The 19,357-nt window shown below is 45.4% G+C and carries 16 protein-coding genes; 5 read left to right on the top strand and 11 right to left on the bottom strand.

From position 1 onward, the window contains the following. Nucleotide 1 precedes the first annotated feature (1 nt). Together OCV20_RS23175 and OCV20_RS23170 are read right to left on the bottom strand one after the other, a co-directional pair. The gene (locus tag OCV20_RS23175; protein ID WP_086774211.1) at nucleotides 2–775 is read right to left on the bottom strand and encodes a PTS sugar transporter subunit IIA; all 774 of its coding nucleotides are present in this window, start codon (nucleotides 773–775) and stop codon (nucleotides 2–4) included. Between the two features lie 7 nt (nucleotides 776–782). Beyond that, on the bottom strand, nucleotides 783–1,085 hold the full coding sequence (locus OCV20_RS23170) for a PTS fructose transporter subunit IIB (protein WP_017070485.1): 303 nt from the start codon (nucleotides 1,083–1,085) through the stop codon (nucleotides 783–785). A gap of 328 nt (nucleotides 1,086–1,413) precedes the next feature. Between OCV20_RS23170 and OCV20_RS23165 the strand changes: the two genes are divergently transcribed. Then, nucleotides 1,414–3,279, top strand: a complete 1,866-nt coding sequence (locus OCV20_RS23165) for a fructose-specific PTS transporter subunit EIIC (RefSeq protein WP_086774210.1) — start codon at nucleotides 1,414–1,416, stop codon at nucleotides 3,277–3,279. Between the two features lie 125 nt (nucleotides 3,280–3,404). Here the strand turns inward: OCV20_RS23165 and OCV20_RS23160 are convergent, their stop codons facing one another. Together OCV20_RS23160 and OCV20_RS23155 are read right to left on the bottom strand one after the other, a co-directional pair. Beyond that, a complete protein-coding gene (locus tag OCV20_RS23160; protein ID WP_017087226.1) occupies nucleotides 3,405–3,989 on the bottom strand; it encodes a TetR/AcrR family transcriptional regulator in 585 nt (194 codons plus the stop codon). 139 nt (nucleotides 3,990–4,128) lie between these two features. After that, complete coding sequence (locus OCV20_RS23155; protein WP_086774209.1) at nucleotides 4,129–4,302, bottom strand: hypothetical protein; 174 nt, start codon at nucleotides 4,300–4,302, stop codon at nucleotides 4,129–4,131. Nucleotides 4,303–4,773: 471 nt separating this feature from the next. On the opposite strand from OCV20_RS23155, the gene OCV20_RS23150 reads away from it, so the two are divergent. Further along, nucleotides 4,774–6,753: a methyl-accepting chemotaxis protein gene (locus tag OCV20_RS23150; RefSeq protein WP_086774208.1), complete on the top strand. Its 1,980-nt coding sequence runs from the start codon at nucleotides 4,774–4,776 to the stop codon at nucleotides 6,751–6,753. 100 nt (nucleotides 6,754–6,853) lie between these two features. Here the strand turns inward: OCV20_RS23150 and OCV20_RS23145 are convergent, their stop codons facing one another. The 7 genes from OCV20_RS23145 to OCV20_RS23115 form a co-directional block, all read right to left on the bottom strand. Then, a complete protein-coding gene (locus OCV20_RS23145; RefSeq protein ID WP_048613788.1) occupies nucleotides 6,854–7,597 on the bottom strand; it encodes a GntR family transcriptional regulator in 744 nt (247 codons plus the stop codon). A gap of 119 nt (nucleotides 7,598–7,716) precedes the next feature. Beyond that, a complete protein-coding gene (locus OCV20_RS23140; RefSeq protein ID WP_086774215.1) occupies nucleotides 7,717–9,003 on the bottom strand; it encodes an L-lactate MFS transporter in 1,287 nt (428 codons plus the stop codon). Nucleotides 9,004–9,097: 94 nt separating this feature from the next. After that, nucleotides 9,098–10,051, bottom strand: a complete 954-nt coding sequence (locus OCV20_RS23135; protein ID WP_050620075.1) for a PfkB family carbohydrate kinase — start codon at nucleotides 10,049–10,051, stop codon at nucleotides 9,098–9,100. Next, the gene (locus tag OCV20_RS23130) at nucleotides 10,041–11,063 is read right to left on the bottom strand and encodes an ADP-ribosylglycohydrolase family protein (protein ID WP_050620074.1); all 1,023 of its coding nucleotides are present in this window, start codon (nucleotides 11,061–11,063) and stop codon (nucleotides 10,041–10,043) included. The genes OCV20_RS23135 and OCV20_RS23130 overlap by 11 nt, the downstream gene beginning before the upstream one ends. 74 nt (nucleotides 11,064–11,137) lie before the next feature. Beyond that, nucleotides 11,138–12,436 (bottom strand): nucleoside permease, encoded by a 1,299-nt coding sequence (locus tag OCV20_RS23125; protein ID WP_086774207.1) that lies wholly within the window; start codon nucleotides 12,434–12,436, stop codon nucleotides 11,138–11,140. Nucleotides 12,437–12,777: 341 nt separating this feature from the next. Beyond that, the gene (locus tag OCV20_RS23120; RefSeq protein WP_086774206.1) at nucleotides 12,778–13,941 is read right to left on the bottom strand and encodes an amino acid permease; all 1,164 of its coding nucleotides are present in this window, start codon (nucleotides 13,939–13,941) and stop codon (nucleotides 12,778–12,780) included. A gap of 365 nt (nucleotides 13,942–14,306) precedes the next feature. Continuing rightward, the gene (locus tag OCV20_RS23115) at nucleotides 14,307–15,332 is read right to left on the bottom strand and encodes a LysR substrate-binding domain-containing protein (RefSeq protein WP_238382732.1); all 1,026 of its coding nucleotides are present in this window, start codon (nucleotides 15,330–15,332) and stop codon (nucleotides 14,307–14,309) included. Between the two features lie 66 nt (nucleotides 15,333–15,398). On the opposite strand from OCV20_RS23115, the gene OCV20_RS23110 reads away from it, so the two are divergent. The 3 genes from OCV20_RS23110 (at nucleotide 15,399) to OCV20_RS23100 (ending at nucleotide 19,335) form a co-directional block, all read left to right on the top strand. Beyond that, nucleotides 15,399–16,835 (top strand): Mur ligase family protein, encoded by a 1,437-nt coding sequence (locus tag OCV20_RS23110; RefSeq protein ID WP_086774205.1) that lies wholly within the window; start codon nucleotides 15,399–15,401, stop codon nucleotides 16,833–16,835. Nucleotides 16,836–16,972: 137 nt separating this feature from the next. Continuing rightward, nucleotides 16,973–18,118, top strand: coding sequence for a D-alanyl-D-alanine carboxypeptidase family protein (locus OCV20_RS23105; protein WP_086774214.1), 1,146 nt, complete (start codon nucleotides 16,973–16,975; stop codon nucleotides 18,116–18,118). Continuing rightward, on the top strand, nucleotides 18,115–19,335 hold the full coding sequence (locus OCV20_RS23100) for an MFS transporter (RefSeq protein ID WP_086774204.1): 1,221 nt from the start codon (nucleotides 18,115–18,117) through the stop codon (nucleotides 19,333–19,335). The genes OCV20_RS23105 and OCV20_RS23100 overlap by 4 nt, the downstream gene beginning before the upstream one ends. Nucleotides 19,336–19,357 lie beyond the last annotated feature (22 nt).

The raw sequence follows: 19,357 nt of genomic DNA, 5'->3' as shown, positions 1-19,357 counted from the left end.
ATTAAATCAGACGTGACGAGATGTACATCAACAGAGCTTGCAGGTCGACACTGCTTCGGGTCTTTTGCAAACGTTCATTGACCTGATCGTGAAGGAGGTTTCTAGTTAGGTTGGTCGCCGCGACAATGTGCTCACGCTGTGGTTTGGTTGGCAGAACAAGAGCAATGGCTACATGCACTTCGCCGATACGTGATGCCCAGTCAATCGGGTCGTCACTGACGATAACCGCAATCGAGAGATCTTGAGTCGATTCAAACATCACATGCGGCAGTGCGATACCCGGTGACACGCAGGTTGAAGAGCGTTCCTCTCGCTTAATAAATGCCAGAATCAGTTCATCTGGATCTTCTGGATAAACAAGGTGAGCAAGCCCTTTCAAGCACTCAAATTTGGTCAGTTGAGTTTGCGCCTTGGCGTGATGCCATTTGATGTCACAAGGAGGGCATATCTGTGGCATTCGCTGAATTAGATCGCTAGAGAATTCATGGTTCACTTGCGACCCAACCATGTCGTAATGCTCGGCAATGACGTCTTTGAGAACGAAACAGGCCAACTCAGCATCAATACCGACCGCGGTTATCTGACACAAATCACCGCGAAGTAAACCGGCTTGCAGCATCGCGACGGATTTGGAGAGATCAGCGGTTCGATTTTGAGTGATGTTGATAATGCGGATGTTGCTTTTGAACTTCTTCGCTAAGCGAGTCAGCGGCTGCGCGACATGTGAGCTCGCGGCAGGATCGTTAACGAAGAAGGTGATCTGGTATTCGTTCATCAAAAGTTTAAGTTCGACAATGCTTAATAAAGACTTTATCGACACTCAACAATACCTCTTCCATTGGAACAAATACGGTTTTAGCTGGGTCAAATCGGCTTGGTTGTTCGATGTCGATATCAGAGACGATCAACACTTTGTCTGCGAGGGTAATATCTTGGGCGGTCAGTAAGTTTTCAATACCCATAGCGCCTTGCGTCTCAACCTTGATTGAAACGTTGAACTTAGGGGCTGTTTTATTTAGAGCATCAGCTGCCATATAAGTATGCGCAATGCCTGTAGGGCACGCAGTTACCGCTACAATTCTCATTATTATTCTCGGCTTAATCTCGTCCCTGTTACGTTACATAAGCTACCTTTCAGAAGCTACTTTGCAAAAGCTATCTTGCAAGGGAAATCCAGTAGGGAAAGCTCGCATGACGGAGGGATGATATTGTTATAGGTTCTGTGGATTTTATGGATTGGCGTTTTTTATTCCAAGGTGAAAGTCACACTCTGAGTTCTTGGTTACAATAATCCAGTTAATGCACCTTTCGTCCTATATATTGAGTGCCTTCACACCGTTAATCTTTTCATCTTATTAACCTTATCACTTACGTAATTACTTCAGTCTGAAATCAGGCGAGGCAGAGCTGCATATGGATATCACCAACATTATCGAGCCCGAGATCATCTGCTTAGATTTACAAGCAGACTCAAAACAGGCGGTATTTGAAGAGCTTGTTGAACTGCTCGACCGTGCCGGTAAGCTCTCCAATAAACGTGAATTCCTTGATGACATCTGGAAGCGTGAAGCCATCGGTAATACAGGCTTTGACGATGGCATTGCGATTCCACACGCGAAAAGTACTGCCGTAGCTAAACCTGCTGTGGCGGTAGGTATCAGCCGTTCTGGCATCGATTATGGCGCAGACGGCGGCGAGCTGTCGGATGTGTTCTTTATGCTCGCTTCACCAGACAACAACGACGACCACCATATCGAAGTACTAGCTCAGATTTCGACCAGACTTATCGAAGATGGCTTTGTTACAAAATTAAAGGCGGTGGAATCTGTCGAGGAAGCTCAAGAGCTGTTTCTTGAAGCCAATTCAGAATCGTTCGATAGCTACGCCTCTAGCCATCATGAAGTGTATGTCGAACCACTAAGCCCTTGGGCACAATCTCTTAATCGCCTCAAAGAACACTTATTATACGGCACCTCACACATGATTCCTTTCGTGGTTGCAGGTGGTGTGCTTTTGTCTTTGTCGGTGATGATGTCGGGTCATGGCGCAGTACCTGAAAGCGGTGTTCTGGCTGACATCGCACAGATGGGCATCGCAGGCTTAACTCTCTTTACAGCGGTGCTCGGTGGCTACATCGCCTACTCAATGGCCGACAAACCGGGTTTAGCACCCGGAATGATTGGCTCTTGGGTCGCGGTCAATCAATACAATACCGGCTTCCTCGGCGCGATAGTGGTCGGCTTCTTCGCGGGCTTTGTGGTTAATCTACTCAAGAAGATCAAACTGCCAGACAGCATGATCTCGCTGAGCTCGATCTTCATCTATCCACTAGTCGGCACCTTTGTCACTTGTGGTGCGGTGATGTGGGTGATTGGCTCACCGATAGCTCAAGTGATGCTAGAGATGAACCAAATGCTGACTGGCATGGCAGGCTCAGGAAAAGTGGTATTGGGCAGTATTTTAGGTGCAATGACGGCCTTTGATATGGGCGGCCCAATCAATAAAGTAGCAACGCTGTTTGCCCAAACTCAGGTGAATACTCAACCATGGTTGATGGGCGGTGTTGGTATTGCGATTTGTACACCACCACTAGGCATGGCACTGGCGACTTTCTTATCACCAAAGAAATTCAAAAGAGACGAACGTGAAGCAGGTAAAGCGGCGGGCATCATGGGCATGATTGGCATTAGTGAAGGCGCGATCCCATTTGCAGCCGCCGATCCTGCGCGGGTTCTGCCTGCGGTTGTTGCTGGTGGCATTGTCGGTAACGTGGTTGGCTTTATGTTCCATGTAGTGAACCATGCACCATGGGGCGGCTGGATTGTGCTGCCAGTGGTGGATGGCAAGATTGGCTATATCGTTGGCACACTAGTAGGTGCTCTAACGACAGCTATTATCGTGATTCTTCTGAAGAAGAACGTGGTCGAAGGCGAAGTGAATTCTAATCAGTTTACCGGTGGTTCTGTAACCGAAGAGGGGCAAGCGGATGTATTGGCGATTACTTCTTGTCCGTCAGGAGTTGCCCATACTTTCTTGGCTGCTAAGTCTTTAGAAAAGGCAGCGCATCATCTCGGGGTTCGGATTAAAGTCGAAACACAAGGTGCCAACGGGATAGGTAATCGCATCACACAAAAAGACATTGAAAGGGCGAGGTTGGTGATCTTTGCTCACGATGTGGCGATTAAAGAAGTAGAACGCTTTGCGAACGTGAAAACGTTAGATGTCAGTACTAAGGAAGCGATGCTTAATGCTCAGGCGTTGATCATGAGAAAGGTGTAATCCTTAAGCCGCAAAGCTTATCATCTATAAAGTTAACTAGATCAAAACTAAAAAGACTCCGCTCAGGCCGGTTAAGGTGAAAGTGGAGTCTTTTTGTATCGTTTTCTAATGTATAAGTTCAGCCCTTAAAAAGGGTGGTACTTAAATACATCTTCAACCATTGAGTTGAGTAAATCGATATCGTCACAGGTTTTCGCGTAGGTACGCAGGCCTGCGATTTGAACCTGAACATGACGAGCAAGTTGAGTTGGTTCGCGCTCTTTGCTTATCTCACCCAATTCTTGTGATTCTGCAATCAGCTTGGCGAACTCACCTTCCATTATCTTAAGTGACTTCTTCGCTTCTGCTAACAATTCTGCGTGTTCATCAGTTAGCTCTGCGACCGTTTTAGCCAACATACACATGCCGTTTGGTGCGCTCTGTTTCGATTCGACAACCGCACGTTTTACGAAGTTTTCCAGCGCTTTGATAGGCGATTCGGTTTCACTGCGGAAGCGGTTCAGGTTGAGGATGCCAAGTTCGGTATAGCGAGCGAGCGTCTCTTTAAACAAACCTTCTTTGCTGCCGAACGTCGCGTAGATGCTGCCCGGACGCATATCAATCACGTCTTGCAGGTTGCGCATAGAAGTCGCATGAAAGCCCTTTTCCCAATACAGGTTCGTTGCTTTATCTACTACGTCTTGTCTATCGAACTTAGCGGTCTTAGCCATAACATCTACTTTATTAATCTGAACATATGTTCAATATTTTATGCTGAACGCCCGTTCTAGTAAAGGTGTGTTTGGCTGCTTTGCACAGGCTTAGAACATCAAAGAGTGAATAAAACATCCCGATCATCAGGAAATCATCTTAATCATCAATCACTTCTATGGTCTTGTGCTGAGCGCCGTAGTAGGTGCCTTCATCGATGGTGTACATCAATGTTGCTTCGCACTCTGGACAATCGAATTCCTCATTGGGCTCAATGGCCGCTTCTTCTACCCATTCCCAACCGATATGTTCTTCGCAAGCGGGACAATCCATAAAAATTCCTTTCAGCTACTGTCGCATGTAATTGCGAGCCTCAATTTAACAAGCACGGCATTATACATATCTAGTTAACGCTGAATAGTGAGTTAATGATGAATCGCTTTTTAGGGTGAAATCGTTAGTCGACACGGAATGGATCGAGAGCACTCTCTTAGCACATAAATGGTGCAGCCCTACCCCTTTTGGGTAGTTAAAATGTGTCAACTTTCAGTCACTTACGCCAATAAAATGTTGTTGCACGTGTTTTTGGTATCGTTAGGTCGCTTAGCTAACAGTTTTATCGGTAAATCAATGTATTTTGTAAGGTTAAATGTTACTTTCAGCGCACGCCGATCTGTGTGGCATGGTAATTGAACTATATTAATTAAGTTGAATAATTATACGGTCACAGTAAATGTACATCCGTCTGGAAACGTACTGAGCTAGATGACCGAGAAATATTTGTTAGCTGCTAGGGAAATGATAATGAAATTAACCGATATGTCTTTTAAGCAAAAAATTATCGCTTTGCTTATTTTACCGATCTTGGGATTTCTATGGCTTAGCGTTTCTGCGATTTCAAAAGGCGTAGAAACCACCAGTGAATTGTCTTCATTAAACCAACTTACCCGTTTGTCGGTTGTGTACAGTGAACTTGTGCATGAGTTACAAAAAGAGCGTGGAATGACGGCTGGATTTATCGGCTCACAGGGCACTAAGTTTGTCAGTGAGCTGCGAGCACAAAGAACCAGTGCAGATAATAGACGTACTCTGAAAACAGAATACTGGCAATCTGCTGGAATCGATTTACCGCAAATCACTCGCCTGAACACTGAAATAAGCCAAAGCCTAAATCAAATTACTTCTATTCGTAATCGAGTCGATTCTCAATCGATTCCCCTTTCTGAAGCGTTGGGTTACTACACCAAACTCAATGCCAAGTTACTCAGTGTTTCTGCCTTAATTGCAGAGCTGAGTTCTGATGCCACCATCACTAAAGAAACCATTGCTTACTATAACTTTTTACAAGGTAAAGAGCGCGCTGGTATTGAGCGCGCGGTTCTCAACAACACCTTTTCTAAAAATGAATTTGGCCCAGGCATGTTGGTTAGATTCATCTCTTTGGTGACACAGCAAAATACTTATTTCTCTAACTTTGAGGTGTTGGGTAATCCTGATAACGTTCGCTTCTTTGAACAGCAACTGAATGACAAGTCTGTGGCGGAAGTTGAAAAACTTAGAGAATTAGCTGAATCGAAAATGAGCGGTTTTGATGTAGACCCTGTGTACTGGTTCGCACAATCAACGGCGCGCATTGTTCAGCTGAAAAAGACAGAGAACCAACTGGCAGACTCTCTTATTGCATTGACTGATCAGAAAACTCAGCAAGCTCAATCAGCGATGATGGGCAGTATCGCGATGTTTGTTGTGATCACTCTGTTCGCGACGTTTGTTAGCTTCAAAGCAATTACAGACCTAACGACACGAGTGAAAGATCTGACCTTAGTGCTTTCAAGAGTTCGAGATGATAATGACCTGACGGTGCGAGCGAAATATGAAGGCAACAGTGAACTCGGCCAGATCTCTTCATCGCTTAACGAAACATTAGAGAAGTTCTCTGAAGTGATCGATAGCCTGTCTCAGTCTAGTCTTACACTCGCTTCGGCAGCCGAAGAGACAGCGCAAACTTGTCAATACAACTCTAGAACCTTAGTTGAGCAGCAAGATCAAATCGGTTTGATCGCGACAGCCACAGAGGAGCTATCGGCAACGGTGAACGAAGTCGCGGCTAAAACACAGCAAACTGCAAGTTCAGCTAAATTGGCTGATGAACAATCACAAGCAGGCTTGAGCACGGTTCAACACTCTTACCAATCGATCGAAACCTTGGCCTCTGAGATTAACGGCCTCGCTGAAAAAATCACTCATCTACACGAAAGTAGCAATAACATTAACAGCGTGATTGATGTGATTAAATCGGTTGCTGACCAAACCAACTTACTCGCGCTGAACGCAGCGATCGAAGCGGCTCGCGCGGGTGAGCAAGGTCGTGGCTTTGCCGTCGTAGCTGATGAGGTTCGTACTTTGGCGCAGCGCACTCAAGAGTCTACTTTGGAAATCGAAGGCTTCATTAGCTCTCTACAATCAGACGTGCAAACCGCGTTCAATGTGATTGATAACAGCAAGAAGATGTCGTCAAGAGCGGTTGAAGATTCAAAAGAGGTGGAGCACACTTTACAAGGAATCTCAGCATCGGTAAGCGAGATCTTTAGCATGACAGAGCAGATCGCAACCGCTACCGAAGAGCAAGCGGTAGTGACTCAAGACATCGCTCAAAACGTGATGGCAGTAGAGCAGAAGTCGACAGAATCTACGACAGGTGCAACGCAAATAGCTGCAACAGCCAAAGAACAAGCTCAGCTAGCAGCTTCATTGAAAGATATTGCGAGTACGTTTAAGAGCTAACTAGCAAGCACTCCAATAAGAAGTAAAAAGCCCGTTAGTCTCTACTTTTAATAGCAGGAGTAACGGGCTTTTTGTATCTACTGTATTTTGGATACGAGGTTTAATCTTCGCTCACGAACACATACATATCACCACGACAGCGGTTGATGCTGTATTCAATCGGAACGCCTTTTTTATCGTAAGCGGTTTGTTCGATAAGCAGTACAGGCACGGTTTCGTCGATATTGAGTTTTTCTAGGAACTCTTCAGTTGGCATTTTTGCAGACACACGACTTTGCGTTTTGGTTGGTGATATGTCTTGGCTGCGGAAGTAGTCGTAAAGCGACAATTGAATCTCGTCTGGGTCATGGATCAAATGAGCAGGGACGTAAGACTCTTCGATAGAGACAGCTTGTTCGTCGATGTAACGAACGCGCTTCAATAGAAAGACTTGATCGTTCTCGGCGATTTTGAGCATCTTGGCGATTTCTGAAGAGCAAGGAACAACATCTTTCTTTATCCATAATGTGTCGGGTTTTTTGCCTTTTAGAACCACTTGTTGAGAGAAGCCTGTCGCTTCTTTACTTGAGTATTCAACAGTCTCGCTGATCATAGTGCCCAAACCACGAGAGCGAACTATCACACCTTCCTTATCTAGAATATCCAATGCTTTGCGGACCGTAATTCGAGATACACCAAGCTTGTCGCTGAATTCACGTTCCGTTGGGATAAAGTCACCGCCCTTCAACATTTGTTGCTCAGTCGCGAGCTTTACTGAATCGGCAATCTTCAGATACAAAGGTGATTTATCTTTCTGTTCGATTCGCTCTTGAATCAAGGTAAGCAGTGGTTGATAAGCGCTCATAAAGGTCTGTTTTAGCTTTTATATTTAACCGAAGTATACCCGAAGTCTGAGTCCACACTTAAGAGAAATGTGAAATCTGAGGGCGAAACAAAGATTCCACCACTCAGAGAGTCATTGAGTTAGCTTGAACGTTCAAACTGATAATTGGAGGCTTCCCCATTGTCGCTGCACGGTTCTGTAGAAATGGGCTTGACACGGAACGTCAGTACCGTCGCGATGCTTACCAAGACCGCACATATCAAATAAGCGATTGAGTAACTGCCATACCAATCCATCGATATCGCCGCCAAGATAGGGCCGATAAAGCCGCCAATACCCCAAGCGGTATAAAGCACGCCATAGTTGGCGCCGAAGTTCTTCAGGCCGTATAAGTCCGCCATGATTGAAGGAAATACAGCTAATAAAGTGCCGTACCCAATGCCCGCCAAAGCGGCACCCACCATCAGAGTAGGGCTAGAGACAAACTGACTGAACAGCAACATATTGATGGTTTGCAACCCAAGCGCGATAGCTAATGTTTTTAATGCGCCAATCTTGTCGCTTAATAATCCTGATACCAGTCGACCTGCCGAGTTAAATATCGATAAGGTCACGATCAAATAAGCACCTTCTAAGATGTTGGCTTGTTCTGCGGCAATTGAAGTGATGTTGGCGATGATCATTAAACCAGCGGCCGCGCCAAAAGCGTAAGTAAACCACAGTAAGTAGAACTGTTTGGTAGCGAGCATCTCTTTCCACATGTAATTTCGGCTGACCGTTGATGCAGGCGTTAATGCGTCAGGCTGTGATGAGCTGACTTTAGGCTCATAGCCCTTTGGCGGATTTTTGATAGAACAGGCCAGTGGAAAGGCGATAAGAATCAAACCTGCTCCAAGTATTTGAAGGCTTTGCTCTAGACCGAATTCTGAGATTAGATAGCTAGTAAGAGGTGCTAAGTAAATAGCAGCCAGCCCGAATGCAGTGGCGAGTAACCCATTGACCATGCCTTTTTGAGAAGAGTGAAACCACTTCATCGCGGTTGGATTCAAACAAGCATAAGCGAATCCAATACCGGCACCAGTGACTAGACCAAAGCTCACATTAAGGTTCCAAGGCGTTAGGGAGAGGCTCGCCAAGATCATTCCCGCGCCAGCCATCAAAGAACCCACCATTAATACTTTTTGTGGGCCGATTTTATCTTGAATACGACCAGCAATGAGTAGCGCCAATGATAGGGTGATTATAGTGATGGTGTAGGGCATCGAGGCTTGAGTGTTGTTCCAACCGAGTTCTAGTAGCGAGTTCTTAAAAACGCTCCAGGTATAGAGCACGCCGATACAAAGGTTGATCCCACAGCTCGCAAGCAGAATCCTCGTCGCTTTGTTATTTGCATTGGAAGAACGGTTCATAACAGAAGAATGATTCATATTAGAAAGGCCAAAAAAGCTAGGTAAAAGAAAGACAGGCATAACAAAAAGGCCCAGTAATACTGAGCCTTGTGTCTACATGACTTAACAGGAATTAGTATTGGTTAAGGTAGTGAGTTATCTCGTCAACGCTTGGCGCGCAGTCGCCACCCACATGACTCACCACATAAGACGCAACTGCATTGCCAAGTAAGATCGCGTCAGGCAGTTCCCAGCCAGAAGCCAAGCCCGCTAACACGCCACCCGCATGGGTATCGCCTGCGCCAATAGTATCAACCACGGTCGCTTTAAATGGCGCAACGTTCCCGTAGCCATCTTGAGTAGCGAACAGAGCACCATCACTGTCGATACGCAGAATCAGTGGGCAGCCATACTGGTTATGCCATTGTTCTACAAACGCATTTATATCTTGCATGCCGAGTACTTCGGCTTCTTGGCGATTTAAAGATATGGTCGGTTTCAGCTTGATTAGGCGATCAAATAATGGCTTTGGAATGTCTCCAATACGAGGACCGAAATCGATGAATAGTTCAATACCGCTTGGCAGTGTTTCAAGCCAAGTAACGATTTGTTCTCCACAAGCTGAAGACAACTGGTATCCAGAAAGGTAGATGATCGCATTGTCTTGAAGCTTGAGTTGTTCAAGCGCTTGTTGATTCCAGTTGTTCTCAACGCCACTGACGGACAGGAAAGTACGTTCACCATCGGGTTCAACTAACGCTAAGCACCAACCATTGTCGCCACTTGGATCTTGCAGGCTACTTGCTAGGCCTTTCTCAGCCATCGCGGCAGTGATGATGTCCGCCCATTTACCTTGGCCAATCGGTAGAGCATTAATAGATTCAACGCCGAGCTTTTTTAAAGCAATCGCGATGTTGAGAGCACAACCACCAACGTGAATGCCTTTCTCTGTGAGTTCGACATCAGTGCCACGTTTCGGGAGAGCAGGTGTTTCTGTCACAATATCGACCACAGCAGCGCCGATTAGGCACAACTGTCGTTTGTTTTGTAGAGTTGGAATCAGTGTAACCAAAGCACTATGAGGCATACCCTTGCTCCTTAATCTCTCTTAAGCGTAGGAAGGTTTCAGCGTAACCCGCGAAGTCGAGTTGATTTTCGTCGTCTAGCTGTTTTTTCAGATCGATATCAATAGCTTGGATACCATTCAATGCGCCACAAATTGCTGTAGCCATTGCGCCTATCGTATCGGTATCACCACCTAAGTTTGCACATAGAATGGCACAACGATTTGGATCGGTTTGAGCCAGTTCGACCATGGCGATTGCTGCTGGTACAGACTCAATTGTGCTCACACCAGCGCCAACAAGGTTATAGATCTTTTCCATACGCTCTTCAACGCCGCTGTTTTCTGAAGCAACCATCAGAGCCAATTCAATGCGTGCCCCCATCGAAGCGCTGAAGGTGGTGATGTTCTTAGTTTGAGCTGCAACCGCAATCGCGGGTAGTTGATCTTTGATTGCGTTCCAGCTGTGACCTTCAATCGCTTTCGATATCGACCATGCAATAGCTACAGCACCAGAAATCGCTACGTCTGATTTATGGGTTGGGCTTGAAGCTAATGCGACTTGGTCGATGAAGGTGTCTAGGCTGGTAGTTGGTACTAGGCAGCCCATTGGAGACACGCGCATTGCCGCACCATTGGTCACGCCGTTGTTTTCTAGTTCATCAATTGATGTCCCTTCCTTGATAGCGCGCATCGCGGCTTTTGAACTCGGGCCAAAAATGTTCTTATTGAATGCATCAAAACCTTCAGCCCAACTTAATACGTTACGAGCAATAATCTCTGGTGAGATTTCGCCATCGCATTCAATGATAGCGTCTGCAAGAGCCAATGCCATTGAGGTGTCATCTGTGAACTGGCAAGCATCGAAATAACAAGCGGCGTTGTTTTCAGCTGGCCCCGGCAGGAAAGAGTCAATCCAACCAAAGTGTGCTTTTACTCGGCTTCTTGGCCAAAGCTCTGATGGCATTCCCATTGAATCACCCAGTGCTTGACCATAAAAAGTGCCTAAAATTCTGTCTTGTTTTGAAATGTTCATCTTACTTCACCAAAAATAGGTTATCTAAAAGCTGCTCAGCCAGAAACTAGGAGAGAGACTGAGCAGGTATAAAATTACGCTTGAGCTTTTTCTACTTGAGTCTGCTCTGATGGGTTTCCATCTGATTTGTTGTCGATTTTGATCTCTTTGATCTCGCCGTTTGGCTCACGGAAGAAGTACATAAAGATAACGAGGATGATGGCTATCATGATGGCGCCGAAGCCCCACATACCACTCCAGTCAAACGTTAGTCCGTTTTGTGGTTCGTCATAAGCGAACATCTTCTCCATCAACACGCCACCTAAGCGGTAACCCAGCAAGCTACCAATACCTTGGCAACCGAGTGTGATAAGGCCTTGCGCAGCGGTACGCATGTGAGCCGGTGCTTTTTTGTCGACATAGATGTAGGCGGTAACGAAGTAGAAGTCGTAGCTCACACCGTGCAATAGGATGCCTGCGAATAGCAGTGAGTAGAGGTACCAAGTGTCTGCGCTACCGTAAACGAAGAATCCGTAACGAACTGCGGCAGTAAACAGACCAAGAAGTAATACCTTCTTAATACCAAATCGTTTTGTGAAGAATGGTAGTGCCAGCATAAAGAAGATTTCAGAGAACTGACCCAACGTCATCCAACCTGTCGCATTACTCATTCCGACTTCAGTTAGGTAGCCGTTAGCGAAGATGTAGTAGAACGCTAGAGGCATGCTGAACATGAAAGAACAAACGAAGAATGCTAGGAAGTTTTTGTCTTTTAGCAGCACGATAGCGTCTAGGCCAAGCATCACTTTAAGGCTGAGTTTTCCGGTACTTTTCGGTGGTGTATCTGGCAATGTTAGCGCGAAGATACCCAGAGCCAAAGATGCTAAAGCGGTCAGAATAAGTGGGATATTGCTTGATGAAATATCACCATAGCCTAACCAACCTGGTAGGAAGCCGATAGCGATACCTGATGCAATCCAACCGATCGTACCCATAACACGAATGCGCGGGAAGTCACGCTCTACGTCTTCTACGTTAGAGAAAGCAATGCTGTTGGTCAGTGCAATCGTCGGCATGTAAGTTAACGAGTAAAGCAAAAGTAGTGGGAAGAAGGTGGCGAACTCGGTTTGCTGAGCCGCTAAGTACATCAAACCTGCACCTGCTATCAACATTACAGAAAGTACTTTCTGTGCAGCGAAGAATCGGTCGGTGATTGATCCAACTAAGATCGGTGAAATGATCGCGGCGATCGCGGTACATGCGTAAGACCATGCGATCTCAGTTGGTGTGAATCCATTGGTATTGAGTATTTGCCATAGGGGAACAAACCATGCTCCCCAGATAAACCATTCAATGAACATCATTGAAGATAGTTTGAAGTTATTCGATTTCATTATTATGTCCTTTAGTACTGTAGGGTACGCAAATGATGGTATTTCAAATGATAATACCAATACAATACCATTGAGGTTATTTTGTGATCTAATTATCAGATGTATCAGCAATCGATCTACTTTATATGATCATAGAACATGCTGTTTTGAGCAGGGCTGGAGTTTGAAATACTGAGAGAGGGTTTATCTAAATGATTGTTTCTAATTACTTTGTCTGAAGGCTTAGTTAATTGGATTTGGCGATGAAGGCAGAGTTTGTAGATAAGAATATTAGGCATAAAAAAAGAGCAGCCAAAGCTGCTCTTCTTGGTATCTTTTTAGGTCTATGACCGAGTGATGATCTACCCCATAAACCAAGACACGAAAATCAAAGCGCCAAAACCAAATGTTGCCATTAGTGCCGTGTCGCCACCGGCTGCGGTATAGCTGCCTTCAGTTTGTAGGTGAGGGAAGTCAGGTCTACGAACCTTAACTACCATTGCGAGTGGGCCCCAGATAGCAAGGAACACCAGAACCATGCCTGCGTAGTCCAGCATGCTTACAAACTGGCTAGCGAACAGCTCTGCTAATACCAAAGGTAAGATGAAGGTCAGAGCATAAGCCAACGCTTTGTTGTTGGTCACCGCGTCTTTGTTTTGGTCGTAAAGCGCCATCGACACGCCGAGGAAAGAAGTCACCAAGGCTAAAGCAGAGAACAGAGCAATCACCACTTTCAACCAAGCAGATTGGCCGCTGAACGCAGATATCAACTCAGAGATATTGTGGAACTGGCTGATCGCATCTGTGCCGAGGTTGCCGATAATTGCGAATAACCAAGTTAGGTAGCAAATTAATGGAATCACTGAGCCAAGCAGAATCATATTGCGGATCTGCTTTTGAGTCGCTTCACGGTTGTAGATAACCAGTGATGGGATCACCACCATAGAGGCAAAGCTAGTAAAGATAACTGCGCTGTATTGCACCACATCGTTGGCCGTGTATTGGCTGGTTTGAGTTAGGTAATCAAGGCGAATGTTGCTAAACAAGGATGCGATAACGATAAACAGCATCACGACCATCAAGATGAATAGCCCGCGATTCAGTTTGTCGATATAAGACTTGCCCGAGACGACGATAGCGCCCATCAATAGGCTGAAAATGGTATACGCAACGGATGCTGATACATCGACACCCACATCGAGCAGTAGCTTATGAATGATGTCACCTACACCCAAGATATAAGCGATCAACATGCATACCAGCAGCAGGTAAAAGAGGGCATTGATAAAATGTTTGCCTTTATTGCCAAGCGTTAAGTAAGCAACGCTGCTCATGCCACTATTGTCTTTGGTTTTTGTACACGCCTCGGCTAGCAGAAGAGCAGAGTAGGTGGTGCCGATAAAGATAAGTAGCATTAACACTGAGCTGATAATGAAGCCAAATTGAGCCAACACCATTGGGATAGCTAACATGCCAGCCCCTAATGCCGTTCCCGAAAGGATTAGGGAACTGCCGAATAATTTCATATTCAAGAAAAACAACCTCAAGCGATCCAAATAATTTTTGTTTGGATTGTAAATAATTGTTTCCAAGACTAACAAAATACTCAGTAAAGTTAGGGGTTAATTTCTAATAAATTTTGAATTTTTCTAAAAAAGTTAAGAAGTGATTTGTGATGAGTATACTTGGTTGGTTTAAGTATTCACCTGTTGATTTGTTTTATCGTTTTGATAACTTTTGTAAATTGATGGGCACTCAATAATTTGGTGATCTGCGGTCGATTAAGTGATGATTTAACTTGAGTGAAGTAGGGGCAAACCTTGCTTGTTTCATGAATCCTTGCTTGCCCCTTGCTAGATACTGTTGCTGCTCTTAGTTAGTAACTCCAGCTTTATTTGATGAGTCGAAGTTCTTTTACTTTTTCTTGAATTAGGTTTTGAACCAGCTGGGTAAGAAACTGGATACGTGGATGACTGGCGTCGCGTTTTAATGTCACCATGTCGACGTTAAAATCTGGGATTTCAATGGGTGGATCGCATAGTACTAAATCATCATCTATCAATTCAGAACGGCCTACCATCTCTGCCATCACGGCTAATACATTTCTTCCCGAAAGCATTCTTCGAATGGTCAAAAAACGCGTTGTACCAAGCACCACATTACGTTTTACACCGATATTTTCTAGCGTGATATCGACTTGACTCGTCAGTTCTTGGTTAGCCGTAATTATCATTTGAGGCGTCTTTAAATAGGTATCGAGCGGTATCGGGAGTGTGGTCTTCAACACCTTGTTATCAAAGGTGCAAAGGTGCTTTTCTCGGTAAAGAAAGGTGGTATCCAAATGGCTTGGTAACTCCTGAAAAACACCAATACAGAGGTCCGTGTTTTGGTCTTCGAGTAACGTCACGCAGTTCGCACTATCGACAGGCTTGAGCAGGACTTTACTGAGCGGGGCGAGTTGCTGAAGAGTGTCGAAAATCTCAGGACCAAAAATCTGCTCTGCGTAATCACTGACACCAATGGTGAACTGTCCTGAGTAACTCTCTGGCTCAAATTGTTCCGCCGGTAAAATCTCTTGCGTGAAAATCGACAAAATCGTCTGAACCTTAGGGGCTATCTCATGTGCTCTCACCGTCGGTTGCATCTTATTGCCTTGCCTTTCGAAGAGAGGATCCCCCAATAATTCCCGGAGTCGTTTTAGGTTGTAACTGGTGGCTGGCTGTCCCAAGTGCAGCTCTTTTGAAGCTGCCGATACACTTTTTAAGCGAAAAAGCGCGTCAAAAGTGAGCAGTAGGTTGAGGTCGATTCCACGCCAATTAAGATCTTTCACAGCAATATTCTCATTTGGTAGAGATAACACTAAAGAATATAGGTTATCAAAATGGCTGATGACTTGAATTGATTTGTTCAATTTCATCGATGTGATACAGGAAAATATACTCGACTCAATTAATAATTCCTAGCTAACAGAAAGGATAAATGAATGTTGAGCGAGACATTGAAAAGCTTCTTAAAACAACTGGGCGCATTGTCAATTAGGCGCTTCTCAACAAACAGTGAACACGTTCAGTGTCAGGATGTATTCGTTTGTCGTGAAGGGACGAGTCATGATAGTCATCGTTATATTGAAAGTGCGATTACCAATGGTGCGGTTGCCATCATTGCAACAAGACCTATATCGGCATCGGTACCAGTATTCGTAACGGGAAGCTATTACCAAAGCTTGCTGCTCATCAAGGCTTTTTATCAGTATCCGCATAAGAAAATTCGCCATATTGGTATTACGGGCACAAACGGAAAAACGACCGTTGCACATGGTTTGAATCAGGTTCTAAAGACCAATCGACAGAGCGCTTATATTGGAACACTTGGCGTTGAATATGCGGGAAACAAACAAGAATTGAGTAATACCACGCCAGACAGCGTGACATTGTTGAACTTATTCAAAGATATGGCGGATGCGCAGGTCACTGATAATGTAATGGAGCTAAGCAGCCATGCGTTGGTGCAAGATAGAGCAGGGTTCGTCCCTCTGTCTGTTGGAGTGATCACCAATATTGGCCGCGACCACCTTGATTATCATAAAACACTGGATGGTTATGTTCAGGCAAAGCTGCAGATCTTGGACCGTATTCAACCCAATGGTACCGCTGTGATTAATCTGGATGATCCCCACGCCAATGTCGCGATAGAGCGAGCAAGCAGCCGAGTGAATGTCCTGACGTTCTCAATGAATCATTCAGATGCAGATCTTTATGTCGAAGGTTTGAACGTTGAGCCATTTGGCGCCACTTTCATCCTCAATAATCAAGGCAACAAAGAGCGCGTTTTCAGCCAACTGCCTTTTCTGTTTAACGTTGAGAATAGCTTAGCAATGGCGGCGACATTGTTGGCACTTAATTGGTCGCTAGCCGATATCGCAAAAGCCTTGAATAGCGTTGTTGCGCCGGATGGGCGTTCAAAATATCTCTCGCTAGATAATGGCGCATTGGCCTTAGTTGATTACGCACATAACTTTGATGGTCTATCGGCTCTCTATCAAGGCATCCAATCCCAGTCGGCTAAGCGAGTGATTACTGTCGTTGGTGTGACTGGCGACCGAATACGAGATGCTGCTGATATCGGTAAACTATGCGCTACCCATTCTGATGTTGTGATTTTCACTTCGGATAATCCGCTGGGTGAGATGCAAGAGGATATTTTTCGTGCGTTAACTTCACAAGTTAGCCCCACGCTTTGCTATGAGATTAGCGATCGCTATGAAGCCATTCAATTAGCCAAACAACTGAGTCGTGGCGGTGACCTTATCTTAGTGTGTGGTAAGGGCTCAGAAACGCACCAGTACATCACAACCAATCAAGTTGGTCGCCAACGCTATATTGGCGATGTTGCCGCACTGACTTTGGAGGAAGTGTTATGAGTAAGATTTCGGTATTAAAGCTCAGTGTCTCCTCGTCATTAGTTGCGGTAGCAAAGGTTAAAAAGAAACTAAAAGAAAGGCTTCTGAAAGAAAAGCTTCGCTGGGCGAGAGCGTTGACTTACTTATTGTTAGCGGGAATGAGTGCTCCAAGCTTCGCTGTGGTAACCCCGAACCCGCCTGAGTTGGCGGCCAAAGGTTATGTTTTGATGGATTTTCAATCGGGGAGCATCATTGCAGAGCAAAACTCACGTGCCATTTTAGCCCCTGCCAGTTTGACCAAATTAATGACAGCTTACGTCGTTGGACAAGAGATTAAAGCTGGTCGATTGACATGGCAGGATAAAGTCTCGGTCAGTGAAAACGCGTGGTCGGCAAAGTTCTCAGAGTCATCCAAGATGTTTATTCAGCCTGGCGATGAGATTTCAGTTTCAAATCTTATGAAAGGGGTGATCGTTCAATCGGGTAACGATGCTTCTGTCGCACTGGCAGAGCACATTGCAGGGAGTGAACAAGCCTTTGTTAGCCTAATGAATGGTTGGGCGAAGTCGCTTGGGCTGCAAGATACTAACTTTGTGAATGCGCATGGTTTAGATGGCGAAGGAATCCAAACCTCTCCGTTGGATATGGCGATTTTGATGAAGTCGATTATTCGAGATGTAGCTGACGTTTATGCTTTATATCAAGAGCGTCGGTTTACTTGGAATAAGATTACTCAATATAACCGAAACAAGCTGCTTTGGGACAAGTCAATTAATGTCGATGGCGGAAAAACGGGCTATACCGAGAATGCGGGTTACAGCTTAGTCAGCTCGGCGACGGAAGGGAAGATGCGCTTGATATCGGTCGTTATGGGCACCACTAGCCCACAAGCGCGAACCTCTGCGTCAAAGAATCTATTGAGTTATGGGTTTCGTTTTTACGACACCAAACAAGTGATGCAAGAGGATCGAATAGAGTCTCAGGTACGAGTTTGGAAGGGGAATACAGAACAAGTCGGTGCCAAGGTCGCCGAAGATGCGTACCTCACCATGCCAAGAGGGTTAGTCGATTCGCTGCAAAAATCTGTGGTAATGACTAAACCACTGCTCGCGCCTATTAAGCAAGGGGATGAAGTGGGACAAGTTGTTTGGAAAAGTAACGGTAATACGGTGGCAAGTTTCGCTTTAGTGGCAGAGCAATCTGTAGAACAAGGATCTTGGATGGTACGACTTTGGGACAGCATTCAACTTTGGTTACGTGGTCTATTCTCTGACTTAGTAGGTCGGATTGAGGTAAGCGAATGAGCACTAGAACGGACATTACTCCAATGTGGCGCAATAGAGATTATATTCGCTTGCTGTCTGCTCAAATCATATCGTTAGTCGGAACTGGCATGAGTTCCATCTGCTTAGCTTTGCTCGCGTATGAGCTGTCGGGTGATGAAGCAGGGATGGTGCTGAGTATTGCATTTGCTTTGAAGATGTTGGCGTACATAGGACTCGCGCCAGTATTTGGTGCAATCGCACATAAGTTGCCGAAACGAAGGACTTTGTTCGCGCTGGATTTGATTAGGGCGCTGTTGTTTGTCTGTTTACCGTTTGTCACCGAAGTGTGGGAAGTCTATGTGTTGATGTTTCTCATCAATGCGTGCTCTGCGGGTTTTACTCCCTTGTTTCAATCAACGCTACCTTTGGTCTTGGTGGATAAAACGCAGTACGCGAAAGCATTGTCGTTCAGCCGAATGGCTTATGATCTCGAACAGATCTTTAGCCCAATGCTAACGGCTCTATTGTTGAGCTTGATTGGTTTTAGACAGTTATTCATGCTCGATGCAGCCACTTTTCTACTGTCTGGTGTGTTGATCTTACTGTGTACATTACCGAATTTGAAACGAGTGACAGAATCAGCGCATAAAACGAAAAAGACCAGCGCGGTGCAAGCGCTGCGTAATTACTTGAATAAACCTAAGTTGAGAGCTCTGTGGTTTGCGTATCTTGCCGCGGCCAGTGCTTCTGCGATGGTGCTAGTGAATACGGTTATCTACGTACACGAAGTGCTGCACGGTGACGAAACGCAAACCGCATTAGCAATGATGGTCGTTGGTTTGGGTTCCATGCTTATGGCACTGCGGTTACCCAAGTGGTTAGAGAGTCACTCGCCGCAACATTTTCATTGGATAGGATTGCTGACGATTTGTGCCTCTTTTGCCGTTGGCAGTTTCACACCCGGTTGGGTTGGCTTTGGCGTAATGTGTTTAGCCATGGGCGTCGGAATGTCTTGTATTCAAACTTCCGCAGGTCTTTTGATCACCCAAGCGTGTGAGGGAGAAGACACCGCCCCGTATTTTGCTGCTCATTTCTCTTTAACGCATTTCTGGTGGTTTTTTACTTACTTGATTGCGGGGATAAGCGTGAAGCTGTTTGGTATGAGTGCCGGCTATTTAATTATGGGAGCTCTTTGTGTCATTAGCGGCTTAATGTACGCCTCAATCAAAGAGACGTTAAGCGAGAGCGATGGCTAGTCATAAATGGAAAGCTTACCGC

This window comes from Vibrio coralliirubri, from assembly GCF_024347375.1.
Classification (GTDB): Bacteria; Pseudomonadota; Gammaproteobacteria; order Enterobacterales; family Vibrionaceae; genus Vibrio; species Vibrio coralliirubri.
The sequence above is the reverse complement of the archived record's forward strand: the minus strand, read 5'-3'. Positions and strand labels throughout refer to the sequence as shown.